The sequence below is a fragment of the Companilactobacillus sp. FL22-1 genome (genome assembly GCF_043951805.1).
In the GTDB taxonomy this organism is placed as follows: Bacteria; Bacillota; Bacilli; order Lactobacillales; family Lactobacillaceae; genus Companilactobacillus.
In genome coordinates this window covers 35,217-50,476 of the sequence record NZ_JBINJY010000004.1, presented here as the reverse complement: position 1 = coordinate 50,476, position 15,260 = coordinate 35,217, and the positions used below count along the sequence as shown (strand labels likewise).

The window sequence follows — 15,260 nt, the reverse complement described above, 5'->3', positions numbered from 1 at the left end:
GGATTAAAAAAAACCGCTGATTTCCTGATGGGGAGTCAGCGGTTATTAAAAACTTTACTATTGATTTTAAACTGTCTTAACTTTTAATTCTTTTGTTTTAGGCATTACGAGATTCAAGATGATAGCCGCAATTGCTGCGACTGCGATTGGTGAACCTAATAAGTATTGCAGAATTTGAGGAGCATTTTTTGTCACAGCTGTTGGCAATAAGACAAGTGCCAAGGTTAGAACGATTGGAATACCGATAATATAAAGATCACGATCGGTAGTCTCCAAACCACGGATAACATTTAAGCCGTTTAACATGATTGTTACCGTGATAATGGCAAAGACACCACCAATTACGGGAGCTGGGATAGCAGCTAAGAAAGCCGATAATTTACTGAAGAAGCCTAAGACTGAGAACCAGATTCCAGCAAATAGAAAAACCCGTTTACTTGCGACACCAGTGATTGAGATGACACCGGCATTAGTTGAGTAACCAGTAACTGGAGTTGTTCCTAAGAGAGCGGCAACCATACAGCTTAAGCCCTCACCAATGATACCGTGATTCCATTGCTTATCAGTGATTTTGTGATTAGTGACAGCACCCATGGCAAACCAGGTACCAGTTGTTTCAGTCGTGATCACCGCATAGATGACGATAAAAGTAATAATAGCTGAAGGGCTGAAATTGATTCCCCAGTGGAGAATGGTTCTTTGAGGGAAACCGAACCAAGCAGCATCAGCAACTTCTTTCCAATTAAACATTCCCATCATAGTTGAAACAATTGTTCCGACACCTAGAGCCAAGATGATTGAACTAGTTCTAAAGAAACGACGTACTCGAGGAAATTTCAAACTGATTCCGACAGAAACTAAAAGCGTTAAAGCTGTTACTGAAGCCAAGATAATATTATTGTCGATCTTACCAGGAGCGTTGAAAATGTTACTATTCAAAGCTGTAGGAATCAGTGACAGACCAACGCATGTAATGATTGTTCCACCAACCAAGGCAGGTACTAAGCGGTTGATGATCTTTTGGAAGATTCCGATAGCACCTAGTATAACTAAAATAATCGAACCGACTAATAAAGCACCAATTAAAGTGCCCATTCCATTACCCTTTAGACCACCTGATGCCAAGACGACCCCAGCAGCGGCTCCTAGAGGTACGAAAGAAGGACCTTGTGAAACTGGCATCTTCATAAAGACGAAAGTTTGGAGGATCGTACCGATCCCTGCAGCTAGAAAGGTTGACTGCAATAATCCCATTTGGTCGCTCAATCCCATGGCCATCATACTAGCCAACACGATTGGCGGTACATAAATATCCATAGCTAGAACATGTTGTAGACCTAAGAAACCAGCTTCGCCATAGCCGACCTTATCGTCAGGACCGACTAATAAACTACTCTTATTATTATCCATTATTGTTTTCCCCTTGATTGTGATGTACTAATTTACCTGAAACATAAACTTGTTGAATATCTGCTGTTTCGGTCTGATAGATCAACCGTTCTAAGACAGCTGCTGGTTGACTTGAAGCGACCTTGGCAAATTTATCTTGAACAATTTGAAAGTCAGCTTGAAAACCAGTTTTAATCTGTCCCGTTGGAAGGTGAAGTGCTTTAGCTCCACCCACGGTTGCTAGATAAAATGCATTTGTGGCAGAAATTCTTGAATTGTCAACGCCAGTTTCTTGAAGCATTTGCGAAGACATAATAGCTTGTTGCATATTACGATAAATACTAGGAGAAAAGCCTCCAGAAATATCAGTCCCTAAACCGATTTTGACTTGTTTTTGGTAGGCTTTCTTAACAGGTAAAACCGAATTGCCAAAGTATACATTAGAAATAGGACAATGGGCGATGGCAGTTTGGGTTTTCTTAAAGAGATCTAAATCAGTATTGCTCAATTGAGTTCCATGAGCCATGACCGACTTATCCGTCAGCAGTCCAAAATGGTTCAAAACTTCCGCATCTCGCATGTTGAAACGGTCAATCGCATATTGATCTTCCCAGATACTTTCACTGCAGTGCGATTGAATCGGTAAGTCATACTTTTTAGCTAATTTTCCTAAGCCAAGTAGCGTTTCGTCTGTACAACTTGGAACGAACCGAGGTGTGATAACGGGAGTTAAAGTAGTTTTAGTGGTTTGTTGGAGTTCTTGCATTGCATGGATAAAAGCCTCAGTGTCGTCTAAAGCTTTTTGAGAAGATTCATCGCGATAATAATCAGGTGTCTGTTCAACATTATCCATGGCGACTTTCCCGATAAAAGCTCGTTGACCGTATTCAGCACAAATCTTTGCCAACACAAGATTAGCTCCATTGTCGATTGATCCAAAGAATAAGCCGGTCGTGGTTCCATTAGCTAGCAAAGTTTGAATCAGATTACGATAAACTTTTTCCGCAAATTGAAGGTCAGTGAATTTGGCTTCCAATGGAAAGGTATAAGTATTTAGCCATTCAAAGAGCGGTCTATCTAAAGCCAGACCAGCCTGTGGCCATTGTGGAGCGTGAATATGTAAATCAGTAAAACCTGGTAACAAGTAACTTCCTTGAGGTAATTCTTGAAGAATTTGGTTATCGGCTGCAGCTTGTCTAACGGATCGATAGTCACTATCGCTAGCGGATATAACACGGTCAATGGTTCCCGACTGGTCTACACATATAAGTGATTCTGGTGTAAAATCCGCCTTGTCAAACGAAGCCGAAGAAAAATAACTTCCTTCAAAAACGATTTGATAGGTGATAATCTAACACTTCCTTAAATTTTATATAGGTAAGGATAACATGAATGTTTATGTAAATAAATAGTAAATAGTTCGTATTTTGCTTGAAAAATATTCAAAAACTTGCTATGTGAGCTTCAAAAATCATTTTTTGAAACAAAATGTAATGGTTTACATCGGCGATAAATAAATATTAAGTTAATTAGACCTTTTTGGTCGTATTTTGTCTCATATCATCTTGAAAATTGTTGCTGATCGAAAATTATGTAAAAAAATTTACATTTTGTCAGCCGTTATAACGCCCATTATTTCGGTATTCTTTTCGTTATAACGATATTTGAAAATATTTGATTTAAAAAATAATCTATTGTAACCGTTTACAAATATGAAAATCTGTCATATACTAATCGGTGTTGAAAGATGAATATATTTTCAGTGAATTGTTACTATTAAATTAGGCGAGATCACTCAACGTATTTTTCTTAACGATAGTTGCTCAAAGACTATCGTTAAGAAAAAACGTTGGTGGTCTCTTTTTTGTTGCAGAAAGGGGGAAATGAGATGGTAGAGATTGCCCAAGTCTTTAACAACAATAGTGCGTTAGTCAACCTAGGAGACGATCGCCAAGCCATTGTGAAAGGCAAAGGAATAGCTTTTAAGAAGACCAAGGGCGGACAAGTTGATTCGAACAAGATTGAGAATATCTTTTATTTAAATACAAAAACGTCAAGAGAAAATTTATATTTTTTGATCAAAGACATTCCAATTGATGTAGTCACAACTACTTATGAAATTATTGATTATGCTAGAGAAAAATTTAATTACAACATCTTAGATTACGTTTATATTACTCTTTCCGACCATATCTACGGTTCCTATCAGCGTATATTGGCCCACACGTATCAAGCAAGTTTGATTCCTGATATGAGCCTACAATATCCAACCGAATATTTAATTGCTAGCCATGGATTGCAAGTGATCAACCGTAATTTACATGTCCAATTTCCAAAGTCAGAGATTAAAAGTATTGCTCTACATTTCATCAATGCTAAAGGTGAAGAATCAAAAGCCAGTGACTTGAAAGAGGACACGACCAAAGAGATCAATGATTCAGTTACTAAGATTTTGAATAAACATCAAATTTATCGAATCGACAGCAATGGTAATTATTTTGACCGCTTTATGATTCATTTACAGTACTTAGCCGGACGCCTTGATAGCAACGAAGATGAGGATAAAGATTTTAGCAATAAGTTGGAAACAGAAATGAAATCAGAATATCCTCGTTCGACCGAGATTGCCAAAGAAATATATCAAGAGTTGCAATCAAGACTAAATAAGAAATTAAACAGCAATGAACTATTATATTTCATCATTCACATCCAACGATTAACACAAGAGAAAAACATTAAGTAGAGGTAAGAATTATGGCAGTTACAAAAGAAGATATTTCAATGACAGGATTTGCAATCGTAGCTTATGCAGGAGACGCTAAGACAGCTTTAATTAAAGCCTTAGACAATGCACGTGAAGGCAAGATCGAAGAAGCTAAGAAATTAGTTGAAGAAGCAACTCAATCAATTAACGATGCCCACAATGAACAAACTAAACTACTAGCCGATGAAGCTGGTGGGATGGATATGGACGTTACATTCATCATGGTCCATGGACAAGATACATTGATGACAACCATGATGTTGATGGATCAATGCAAGTTCTTTATTGATGAATATGAACGTATTAACAAGATTGAGAAGAAGTTAGGTATGGAGAATTAGTTATTTAGAAATTATTAGTATTTAGAGGGGAGTTTTAAAAATGGATGTTCTCACGAGTAAAATCGAAAAGATGAAACCTGGATTTGAAAAAATTGCATCAAATGCCTATGTCTCAGCAATCCGTGATGGCTTTATTGCCGCAATGCCAATTATTCTCTTTTCATCATTATTTATTTTGGTAGCATATGTTCCAAATGCTTGGGGTTACCACTGGCCAACCAATGTTGAAAACAATATTATGATTGCTTACAACTATTCAATGGGTCTATTGGCATTGTTCGTTACCGCAACGACTGCTAAAAATTTAACTGATACCAAAAATTTGGATTTGCCAAAAACAAATCAGATGAATGCAGTTTCTGTAATCTTAGCTGCTGAAATTGCCTTCATTATTAGTGCCATTGTTCAAAATAAAGGTGGAGCAGATTTAACATACTTAGGTACACAAGGTTTGGTCGCTTCATACCTTGTTGGTTTGATCGTTCCAAATATTTATTATTTATGTATTAAGAATAACGTCACTATTAAAATGCCTCCACAAGTACCACAGAATATTTCACAAACATTTAAAGATGTTATTCCAATGTTCTTATCAGTTACAGTTTTCTGGGCATTTTCTTTATTACTAGCAACTTTCACAGGTAAAAATCTTGCCCAATTGATTATTTCATTATTAGCACCAATTTTCTCAGCCAGTGATTCATATTTAGGCTTGGCAATTATCGCTGGTGCCATGGGTTTCTTCTGGTTTGTTGGTGTTCAAGGTCCATCAATTGTTGCTCCTGCTGTTGCCGCAATTGAAGTTACTAATACAGCTGAGAACTTGAAATTGATTCAAGCTGGTCATCAGGCCACTCACGTTTTGGCACAAAATGCTCAAGACTATGTTATGAATATGGGTGGTACAGGTTCAACTTTAGTTTTAGTTTTCCTATTTTTGTTCCTAGCAAAATCTAAACAGCTTAAGGCCTTAGGTAAGGCAGCATTTATTCCAGTCAGTTTCTCAGTTAATGAACCAATTTTGTTTGGTGCTCCAATTATCATGAACCCAATCTTCTTTATTCCATTTGTAGTTACTCCAATGGTTAATATTTGCCTATTCAAGTTCTTCATTTCGGTTTTGGGAATGAACGGTATGATGTACACCATGCCATGGGTTATTCCTGCACCAATTGGTATTTTGATTAGTACTGGCTTTGCTCCATTAGCATTTGTCTTTGTGATTTTGAGTTTGGCACTAGATGTATTTATTTGGCTTCCATTTATGAAAGTTTATGATTCACAATTGCTTGATGAAGAAAACAAGAATGCGGTTGCTGAGGGATTAGTACCTGAAACAGATACAGTTAGTGACACTGATATTGATGATGGTTCTGATGTTGGCGTTGTCGCACAATCCACGGACGACAGTTCGACCGATGATTCTGGATTTAAGAAAGACACGGCCGTAATGGTTATCTGTGCTGGTGGTGGAACTAGTGGTATTCTGGCAAACGCTCTGAATAAGACTGCTAAAGAACGTAATTTACCATTGTCAGCAGCTGCTCGTGCTTATGGGCAAGATATGAATATGATTCAAGACATGGATCTAGTTATTTTGGCACCACAAATGGAGAGTATGAAAGGTAACGTTCAAAAGATCACCGATAAATATGGTGTTAAATTAGCTACAACTTCAGGTAAAGAATATATTGAATTAACACGTAATCCAGAAAAGTCATTGCAATTTGTAAAGGCCAATCTATAGGAGGTTTATGGAATGCTTAAATTACCAAAAGATTTTTTAATGGGTGGTGCCAGTGCTGCATATCAAGTAGAGGGTGCTACTAAAGAAGACGGCAAAGGTAAAGTTCTTTGGGATGATTATCTCGCCAAACAGGGTCGTTTTAGTCCAGATCCCGCCGCTGATTTTTATCACCGTTATGAAGAAGATTTAGCATTAGCCGAAAAGTATGGCGTTCAAGCTATCCGAGTTTCAATTGCTTGGTCAAGAATATTCCCCGACGGTGATGGAGATGTTGAGCCGCGCGGTGTTGAGTATTATCATAAATTATTTGCGGCCTGTGAAAAACATCATATTATTCCGTTCGTAACCTTACACCACTTTGATACACCCGAAAAAATGCATGAAATTGGTGATTGGCTAAGTCCTAGAATGCTTGACGCATTCGTCAGATACTCCAAATATTGCTTTAAAGAATTCCCCGAAGTTAAATATTGGATAACTATTAATGAACCAACATCAATGGCCATTCAGCAACATGTCAGCGGCACATTTCCACCTGGTGAAAAAGGCAGATTTGATAATGCATTTCAAGCTGAGCATAATCAAAATGTTGTTCATGCTAGAATTGTTAATGCCTATAAGGAGATGAACTTAGGTGGAGAGATCGGTGTAGTTCACGCTTTACAAACAGTTTATCCATATAGCGATAGTGAAGCGGATAAGCATGCCGCTGCTTTGCAAGATGCTTTTGAAAATAGATTATATTTGGACGGAACTTTGGCCGGTGAATATCATCAAGAAACTTTGCAGTTAGTTGATGAAATTTTGAAAGCAAATAAACAACCAATGTTTAAATATACTGAATCTGAAATGAGTGAGATTAATGAAGCTGCTCATCAATTGGACTTCGTCGGAGTAAATAATTATTTCAGCAAATGGATCAGAGCTTATGATGGAGCTTCCGAAACGGTCCATAATGGGACTGGGGCTAAAGGCAGTTCGGTATCTCGATTACATGGAATTGGCGAAGAAAAGAAACCTGATGGGATTGAAACAACAGATTGGGATTGGTCCATTTATCCAAAAGGGATGCACGATATTCTTATGCGGATTCATGATGACTACCCACTAGTTCCTGCCATTTATGTCACAGAAAATGGTATTGGTTTGAAAGAAGAACTACCTGAGAATGCCACTTCCGACACAATAATTGATGATCCAAAACGAATTGATTATTTGAAGAAGTACATGAAGGCAATCGCCGAAGCCATAAATGATGGGGCTAATGTCAAAGGCTATTTCATCTGGTCCTTGCAAGATCAATTTTCATGGACCAATGGTTATAGCAAACGCTATGGTTTATTCTTCGTTGATTTCCCTACTCAAAAGCGCTACGTAAAAAAGAGTGCCTTTTGGTTTAAGAAACTAAGTGAAACACACGAAATTGAAGATTAATGATTCTGGCCGTTAATATCTTCTACCTCAAAAAAAGTTTTTAATAAGAAACATTCATTTGTTTCCCCTAGGTATTAAAAACTCTACTTAACTGTTAAAAAACAAGAGAACTTCAAGATTTCCTCATCTTGGAGTTCTTTTTTTAGAAAAAATATTACAATAAAAGTATGACTAATAGGAGGAAATCATGGATTATAAATTAATTGCAATAGATATAGATGACACGTTGTTGACTTCTAAAAAAACTATTACTGATCGCAATAAAGCGGCCATCAAGCGTGCTCTGGATCAAGGTATCAAGATTGTTCTTTGTTCGGGCCGGACACATAATGCTATGACTGAATATACTGATGAGCTAGGTATTACAGGAAGTGATCAGTATATGATTACCAATGGCGGTGGAATTATCGAAAATATGGCTGGCGATATTATTGCTGAAGAATTGATGAGCAATGATTTTTATCGTGAATTCGTCGACTTTGTCCATGAACATGACTTGCAATATAACGTAGTCGATAATCAAGGCAATACTTATACCAGCCATCGAGATTGGATCTCCGCTTCTACGATCATTCAAGCCTTTGAAAACGATAATGGTCTTTATTTGAGAGAACCATCGCAAATGCCAGCTGACTTTCAAATTGTCAAAGCCATCATCAATGGGACTGAAGAAGAAATTGATAGTATTTCCGAAACAGTTCACCAACATTATGATAAAGATTACTTCGTAGTTAGAACTGGCGTGGGTTTCTTGGAAATATTCTCACAACATGTTAATAAAGGTGCAGCAGTTAAAACATTGGCCCAAAAATTAGGAATTGATTTATCTCAAGTTATTACATTAGGCGATCGGGAAAACGATATTCCTATGTTAGAGATTGCTGGTAAAGGTATTGCCATGGATAATGCTTTGCCAACTGTGAAAGAAGTAGCTGATGAGGTGACTGCCGACAACGATCATAGTGGTGTTGGTTTAGCAATTGAAAAATTTGCTTTGGATTAAAGGCAAATAATTAAGTCTTAGTGGAATTGTGTTCAGATTATTCCGTAAAAATACAAAATATTTAAAAAAATCAATAAGCAATATCAAAAAGCATTGTTTGAAGTTTGTTTTTTCTTGAAAAACTTCAAACAATGCTTTTTTTATCTAACATTAGATAATTATTAGAGAAAATTAACCATACAAATTCAATATAACTGCAGATTATTTCAAGTGTCAAGTCCGTGAATTAGAATATGATTAGTCAAAATTTAATATTATTAAGAAAACATTTGACAGAGATTTTTAGAGTGATAATCTGAAAATTAAAAAATTGCAAAGGAGTTTTATTTATATGAGTAAGTTAATTGGAATTACGGCAGATGTTTATTTGGAAGCAACATCTGTGATCAATCAAAAAGCAATGGATTTTGTACCTCGTCCAGCTGTCAATGGTGTTTTGGCAACCGGTGGAATTCCAGTTAGTTTACCGTATCTACCTAAAGAAGAGATTAATGGTTTACTAGAACGACTTGATGGAGTGATTTTTACCGGCGGTCCGGATATTGATCCAACTTTTATGGGTGAAGAGCCAATTCCACAATTGGGTGTTACTAATCGCAATCGTGATATCTTTGAGATTGCTTTAGTTCGCACAGCGGTTGCAAAACACATCCCCATTTTAGGGATTTGCCGTGGAGCACAAATAATCAATGTTGCTTTAGGTGGCAGCGTTTATCAGGACTTGCGGACACAGTTTCCTGGGAAAGTTTTGAAACATCACCAATCTGCACCGGGTGATCAACCAACGCATTTTGTCACTGTTGATCACGAGTCGAAATTATTTAAAGCATTTGGTGACAATATTTTCGTAAATTCAAGACACCATCAAGCCATAAAAGATGTTCCAGAGGACTTGAAAGTGGTTGCTACAGCTTCTGACGGGGTTATTGAAGCTATTGAGAATAGTGATGCAAGTGTTCAAGCAGTGCAGTGGCATCCAGAAAATATGTGGCAGCAAGATTCAAAGGAGTTGGAAATCTTTAAGGATTTTGTCAGTCGAACTTAGATTAAAAATTAAACTAGAAGGTGAATTTTATGAAACAAGCGGTTATTCCACATCTACATACCAAATCAACAAGCAACACGAATCATAAAATGGGTTTTTGGACGATTCTTTTGTTTGGAATCAACGGAATTATTGGTTCTGGAATCTTTTTATTGCCAAATGAAGGAATGAAATTATTTGGTCCCGCTAGTTTGGCAGTTCTTGGTTTTGACGCACTATTAATTTTAACTATTGGACTTTGTTTTGCAGAAGATGCCAGTTTGTTTGATGAAACTGGAGGTCCTTATATTTATGCGAAAGCAGCTTTTGGAAATTTTGTTGGCTATGAGGTCGGCTTTGTTACTTGGGCAATTAGAATCATTGCGGAGGGAACAATGTATGTGGCTTTTGCCACGGCTCTAGCAGGAATATTCCCGCAATTAAATAACACTGTTTCTAAGGATATTATTGTAACGATAGTGGCATTGTCTTTGATGGTGATGAATTTGATGGGAGTAAAAATTTCTTCGATCATCAACAATGTCATTACTGTATCTAAACTATTGCCATTATTGCTTTTCATTTCCATCGGTATCTGGTTCATTCGAGGTAATAATTTCACACCATTTTTACCAACTTCTGTAGCTAATACAAGTTCATTTGCTCTTGCTGCGATGACGATGTTTTATGCCTTTACTGGCGTCGAAGGCGCGGTTGTCGCTGCAGGGGAGATGAAAAATCCGGAAAAGAACTTACCAAAGGCTTTGTTAGCTATCATTATTGTCGTTGCTGCAATTTACATGTTGATTCAAGCAGTTTGTATTGGTGTTTTAGGTGCAGGACTTTCAAATAGTGTCGCTCCTGTTCAAGATGCCTTTGCTCAAATTGCTGGCGGATTTGGTAAGTATCTCATTGCTGCTGGAACGCTTTTGTCAATCGGAGGTATTTGCGTTGCTTCGTCATTTATCACACCTCGTTCGGGTGTTGCAATGTCAAATCATGGTATGATGCCAGCTTTTCTTGCTGATAAAAATCGTTACAATGCGCCATATGCGGCTATTGTTGTTTCGGCTTTATTAGGATTGATGATTGCTCTCTCAGGTACTTTTAATACATTGGCCCAAATCAGTGCTGTTTCTCGTTTTGCTCAATACATACCTACATGCATTGCAGTAATTGTCTTTAGAAAAACTATGAAAGACAGAAAACCTGGATTTAAAGTTCCATTTGGCCCAGTTATTCCAATTATCGCTGTTTTGATTTCACTCTGGCTTTTGTATAAGACAAGTTTCGTCAACTTAGTTTGGGGTTTTGGAGCTTTGTTGATTGCCGTACCATTTTATTTCTTAAGCAGAAAGAATTTTGATTAGGAGAAAGAGTTTATGAAAAACATTACGCGAATTTTGACATTGAAAAATGGCTACCATCTTTGGAGTCATACCTTCAATCTTGGTGGAAAAGATAAGTTGCTTTGCCTACATGGTGGCCCTGGTGACACACATGAAGTTTTTGAACGCTTTGGCCAGGAATTAAAGGATCTTGATATTGAAGTTACCATATACGATCAATTAGGCTCTTGGTATTCGGATACTCCAAATTGGGATGATCCGGAAATTTTTAAAAAGTACATGAATGAAGAATATTACCTCGGTGAAGTGGAGGAAGTTAGAAAGCAGTTGGGATATGATAAATTCTTCTTAGCAGGTCATTCCTGGGGTGGAATGCTTTCGATGATGTATGCCAATTCTTATCAGGAACACTTAAAAGGATTGATTATCATCAGTATGATTGACAATATTCCTGATTATTTAACTCACATGAAGGAAATTCGTTATAAAGAATTCTCTCCCGCAATCAATAAGTTTATGGAAGAAATTGAACGTCGCGGTGAGTGGGAAAACAAACAGTATCAAACATATATTACTCATTTGTATCATGAATATGTCAATCGTCGTCAACCGGAGAGGAAATCCCATTTAATCGATATTCAAGCTAAGAATGTTTACAACCATTTTCAGGGTGATAATGAGTTTGTTGTCGTTGGTGATCTTGGTGATTGGGACTATTCAGAAAATATTAAAAAATTTAAAATCCCGACATTACTATCATTTGCTGATCACGAAACAATGCCATTGAGTACGGCTGAACAAATGGCTAAGGATATTCCTAATTCACGTTTGGTTGTGACCCCGGATGCAGGACACAATCAAATGATTGATAATCCTGGTGTATTCTTTACGAATTTGAAAAATTTTTTTAATGATGTTCGAGTAAATAAATTTGAATAAATAAAAATTTAGTAATTAGGCGATGATATTATGGAAGTGAATAAGAATACTGATCTTTCAAATTTTGGCTATAAACAAGAATTAAAGCGAACGCTGACGTTAAAGGATTTAGTCATTTATGGATTGATTTTTATGGTGCCAATTGCACCGATGGGAATTTACGGTTCGGTCATTTCTGAATCCAAGGGTATGATTGCATTAACTTATTTGATTGGAATCATCGCAATGTTTTTTACGGCTTTAAGCTATGGTCAAATGGCACAGGCTTTTCCAATCGCAGGATCAGTTTATGCATATGCTCAAAGGGGAATCAACAAGACAGTTGGTTTTCTATCCGGCTGGATGATTATTCTCGATTATATTTTTGTTCCGTCATTGCTGTATGTGATCTCAGCTAATTCATTGAAGTCACTTTTACCAGGAGTGCCAACTTGGATTTGGTTGGTGATGTTTATCGTGATCAATACAGTAATTAATGTTGTAGGTATTGAATTTACGTCAATTACTAATATGATCTTTCTAGTTGGTGAGTTATTGGTTTTGGCACTATTTATTGGGATGGCTCTCTATGGAATTACCCATGGGGTAGGAGATGGATTCACTTTGAAACCATTTTATGAGAAAGCCAATTTTAATATCCATTTTGTCATGACTGCAACTTCAGTAGCTGTTTTGAGTTTCCTAGGTTTTGATGGTATCAGTACGTTGGCTGAGGAAACAAAAGGTGGCAATAAAACGGTTGGTAAAGGTATTATGTGGGCGCTAATTTTAGTTGGAGTTTTGTTCATTGTCCAAACGTATTTAGCGGCACTGATTGTTCCTGATTGGCACTCATTCACAGATTTAGACACTGCTTTTTACGAGGTTGCTGAAAAAGTCGGTGGTAAACCACTGATGGATATCACTACAATTGCCACGATCTTATCATGGGGTTTTGCCAATGCTCTGGCAGCTCAGGCCGCCATCTCGAGAATTCTTTTTGGGATGTCTCGAGATAATAATTTACCTAGAATTTTAGCAAAGGTACATCCTAAATTTAAAACTCCATATGTTAGTACGCTTATAGTCTCATTAGTTTCTTTGGTTGTGGGTTTATTATTCATGGATCATAGTAATATTTTGTCTGAAATTGTTAATTGTGGTGCTCTAACAGCTTTCTTAGTAATTCATGTTTCTGTTATCAACTATTATTTGATAAAACATCATTCTCACGATTATCTGCGTCATCTAATTGTACCGATTATTGGATTCTTGATTGTTCTATTTGTGATGATTGGATTGGATCCGTTAGCTAAAGAAATTGGACTTGCTTGGCTAGTTATTGGAGCTATCTATTACGGTATTATGAGAATGACAAGGAAAAATGTTGATATTGATATGTAAGAAAAGACATATTTTTTGGGGAAAAAGGATTTTTGACCGCCGACAACAATCATAGTGGTGTTGGTTTAGCGATTGAAAAATTTGCTTTGGATTAAAGGCAAATAATTAAAGTTAATTTATAATTAAAAGCATAGGGGGATAGTATGCGATTAATTATAAAGCAGGTTTTTAATAATAATACGGCGGTGGTTGATTTGGGCGACCACCAACAAGCGATTGTCAAAGGTAAGGGAATTGCTTTTAATAAATCAAAAGGTTCTAAGCTCGACAGTGATCAAATAGAGAAGATTTTTTATTTGGACACAGCCGATTCGCAGAAGAACCTTTATTTTTTATTAAAAGATATTCCAATCGATGTCGTCACCACAACTTATGAAATTGTCGATTATGCTAAAAAGAAGTTGAACTATCACGCCTTGGATTATATATATATTACCTTGAGTGATCATATTTATGGTGCTTACCAAAGATATCGGAGTGGTGATTATCAAGCCAGTAAGATTCCTGATATGAGCGACCAATACTTGGATGAGTATTTAATTGCCAGTAAGGGTCTTGATATCATCAATCGAAATCTTAAAATACAATTGCCAGATTCGGAAATTAAGAATATTGCCTTACATTTTATTAATGCCAAAGATACAGGCGAAAGCAAGTTGAGCCGACCAACTGCCAAAATTGATTTTGGCAGTTTAATTAAAAAAATTCTCATAAAAAATAATATCTTCCGTACACGCAGCAACAGTAATTATTACGATCGGTTCATGATTCATCTGCAATATTTGGAACAAAGGTTAGACAATATGTCGGCTGATGGGGCGTTTGACCACCGGTTTGCACTGGAGATGGAACGAAACTATCCTGGCTCTGCCGATATTGCTAAACAAATATCCAATGCTATTTTTGAACAGCGAGGTGTCCGATTAAACAGTAAGGAAATGTTGTATTTCGTCATTCATATTCAACGGATCACTCAAGAAGACGGCTTAAACCAAAAGAATTAAAAAATATTTAATACTGGACTTAAATTAAAAATTATTTAATAATGTTAGTAAAATATTCATGAAATGATTTTTTTGGAAAGCTGGTCTGTCTATGAATAAAGTAATTGGAATTTCGGCTGATATTTTTACAGGGGAAACTAAAAAAATAAATCAAATATTAATGGACTTTGTTCCCCGACCACTGGTCGATGCTGTAATCTATGCAGGAGGAATACCGGTGGGTCTGCCTTATGTACCAAAAGAGCAGATCAATGGTCTGTTAACTCATTTAGATGGAGTGATCGTTCCTGGTGGTCCGGACATTGATCCAACTTTTATGGGGGAGGAGCCAATTCCTCAATTAGGCGCAACGAATCGAGATCGAGATATTTTTGAAATTGCTTTGATTCGAACGGCTGTGGCCAAGAAGATCCCCATTTTAGGAATCTGTCGGGGGATGCAGATGATCAATGTTTCACTTGGTGGTAGTGTTTATCAGGATCTCAATAGTCAATTTCCTGGGAAAGTTCTTAAGCACAAACAAGATGCACCTGGGGATCAACCGACTCATTTTGTGGCTGTCGATCGAGATTCGAAGCTGTTCAAGACGATTGGCGATAATGTTTTCGTCAATTCGAGACATCATCAAGCAATCAAAGATGTAGCCGAAGGCTTAAAAGTCGTTGCCACCGCTCCAGATGGAGTAATCGAGGGGGTTGAAAACTTTGATGCAAGTATTCAAGGTGTTCAATGGCATCCGGAAAATATGTGGCCTAAGTATGATGAGCAAAGAACTTTGTTTAAGAATTTTGTCGCTAGAATTGAAGCCATTTAGCTGCTTATTGGTAACAATTGCCGTAGGTTACGTTACAATATTCCTGAGAATTGATACAAGGGAGACATA

General features: G+C 37.0%; 13 protein-coding genes. 11 read left to right on the top strand and 2 right to left on the bottom strand.

Annotation, left to right across the window (positions count from 1 at the left end):
* Window positions 1-66: 66 nt before the first annotated feature.
* Both ACG72T_RS04190 and guaD read right to left on the bottom strand, forming a co-directional pair.
* On the bottom strand, window positions 67-1,410 hold the full coding sequence (locus ACG72T_RS04190; RefSeq protein WP_395264819.1) for a uracil-xanthine permease family protein: 1,344 nt from the start codon (window positions 1,408-1,410) through the stop codon (window positions 67-69).
* A complete protein-coding gene (gene guaD / locus ACG72T_RS04185) occupies window positions 1,403-2,725 on the bottom strand; it encodes a guanine deaminase (protein WP_395265033.1) in 1,323 nt (440 codons plus the stop codon). Before guaD ends, ACG72T_RS04190 begins: the two co-directional genes overlap by 8 nt.
* A 552-nt stretch (window positions 2,726-3,277) precedes the next feature.
* Here guaD and ACG72T_RS04180 point away from each other — a divergent pair.
* The 11 genes from ACG72T_RS04180 to ACG72T_RS04130 all read left to right on the top strand — a co-directional run bounded on the left by ACG72T_RS04180 (window position 3,278) and on the right by ACG72T_RS04130 (window position 15,191).
* Window positions 3,278-4,132 (top strand): PRD domain-containing protein, encoded by an 855-nt coding sequence (locus ACG72T_RS04180; RefSeq protein WP_395264818.1) that lies wholly within the window; start codon window positions 3,278-3,280, stop codon window positions 4,130-4,132.
* A gap of 11 nt (window positions 4,133-4,143) precedes the next feature.
* Window positions 4,144-4,494, top strand: a complete 351-nt coding sequence (locus ACG72T_RS04175) for a PTS lactose/cellobiose transporter subunit IIA (RefSeq protein ID WP_395264817.1) — start codon at window positions 4,144-4,146, stop codon at window positions 4,492-4,494.
* 40 nt (window positions 4,495-4,534) lie between these two features.
* Entirely contained in the window at window positions 4,535-6,241 is a 1,707-nt protein-coding gene (locus ACG72T_RS04170) for a lactose-specific PTS transporter subunit EIIC (protein WP_395264816.1), read from the top strand.
* A 12-nt stretch (window positions 6,242-6,253) separates the two neighbouring features.
* Window positions 6,254-7,675: a 6-phospho-beta-galactosidase gene (gene lacG, locus ACG72T_RS04165; protein ID WP_395264814.1), complete on the top strand. Its 1,422-nt coding sequence runs from the start codon at window positions 6,254-6,256 to the stop codon at window positions 7,673-7,675.
* A 187-nt stretch (window positions 7,676-7,862) separates the two neighbouring features.
* The gene (locus tag ACG72T_RS04160; protein WP_395264813.1) at window positions 7,863-8,678 is read left to right on the top strand and encodes a Cof-type HAD-IIB family hydrolase; all 816 of its coding nucleotides are present in this window, start codon (window positions 7,863-7,865) and stop codon (window positions 8,676-8,678) included.
* Between the two features lie 331 nt (window positions 8,679-9,009).
* On the top strand, window positions 9,010-9,723 hold the full coding sequence (locus ACG72T_RS04155; protein WP_395264812.1) for a gamma-glutamyl-gamma-aminobutyrate hydrolase family protein: 714 nt from the start codon (window positions 9,010-9,012) through the stop codon (window positions 9,721-9,723).
* Window positions 9,724-9,752: 29 nt separating this feature from the next.
* A complete protein-coding gene (locus ACG72T_RS04150; RefSeq protein WP_395264811.1) occupies window positions 9,753-11,072 on the top strand; it encodes an APC family permease in 1,320 nt (439 codons plus the stop codon).
* A 12-nt stretch (window positions 11,073-11,084) separates the two neighbouring features.
* Window positions 11,085-11,990, top strand: a complete 906-nt coding sequence (locus ACG72T_RS04145) for a proline iminopeptidase-family hydrolase (RefSeq protein WP_395264810.1) — start codon at window positions 11,085-11,087, stop codon at window positions 11,988-11,990.
* A 30-nt stretch (window positions 11,991-12,020) separates the two neighbouring features.
* Entirely contained in the window at window positions 12,021-13,373 is a 1,353-nt protein-coding gene (locus ACG72T_RS04140) for an APC family permease (protein ID WP_395264809.1), read from the top strand.
* 143 nt (window positions 13,374-13,516) lie between these two features.
* A complete protein-coding gene (locus tag ACG72T_RS04135; protein WP_395264808.1) occupies window positions 13,517-14,377 on the top strand; it encodes a PRD domain-containing protein in 861 nt (286 codons plus the stop codon).
* Window positions 14,378-14,468: 91 nt separating this feature from the next.
* Entirely contained in the window at window positions 14,469-15,191 is a 723-nt protein-coding gene (locus tag ACG72T_RS04130; RefSeq protein WP_395264807.1) for a gamma-glutamyl-gamma-aminobutyrate hydrolase family protein, read from the top strand.
* Window positions 15,192-15,260: the final 69 nt, after the last annotated feature.

Coding starts and splice junctions, on each gene's coding strand:
- ACG72T_RS04190 (WP_395264819.1), bottom strand. CDS start 1,410: ATGGATAATAATAAGAGTAGTTTATTAGTCGGTCCTGACGATAAGGTC.
- ACG72T_RS04180 (WP_395264818.1), top strand. CDS start 3,278: ATGGTAGAGATTGCCCAAGTCTTTAACAACAATAGTGCGTTAGTCAAC.
- ACG72T_RS04175 (WP_395264817.1), top strand. CDS start 4,144: ATGGCAGTTACAAAAGAAGATATTTCAATGACAGGATTTGCAATCGTA.
- ACG72T_RS04170 (WP_395264816.1), top strand. CDS start 4,535: ATGGATGTTCTCACGAGTAAAATCGAAAAGATGAAACCTGGATTTGAA.
- lacG (WP_395264814.1), top strand. CDS start 6,254: ATGCTTAAATTACCAAAAGATTTTTTAATGGGTGGTGCCAGTGCTGCA.
- ACG72T_RS04160 (WP_395264813.1), top strand. CDS start 7,863: ATGGATTATAAATTAATTGCAATAGATATAGATGACACGTTGTTGACT.
- ACG72T_RS04155 (WP_395264812.1), top strand. CDS start 9,010: ATGAGTAAGTTAATTGGAATTACGGCAGATGTTTATTTGGAAGCAACA.
- ACG72T_RS04150 (WP_395264811.1), top strand. CDS start 9,753: ATGAAACAAGCGGTTATTCCACATCTACATACCAAATCAACAAGCAAC.
- ACG72T_RS04145 (WP_395264810.1), top strand. CDS start 11,085: ATGAAAAACATTACGCGAATTTTGACATTGAAAAATGGCTACCATCTT.
- ACG72T_RS04140 (WP_395264809.1), top strand. CDS start 12,021: ATGGAAGTGAATAAGAATACTGATCTTTCAAATTTTGGCTATAAACAA.
- ACG72T_RS04135 (WP_395264808.1), top strand. CDS start 13,517: ATGCGATTAATTATAAAGCAGGTTTTTAATAATAATACGGCGGTGGTT.
- ACG72T_RS04130 (WP_395264807.1), top strand. CDS start 14,469: ATGAATAAAGTAATTGGAATTTCGGCTGATATTTTTACAGGGGAAACT.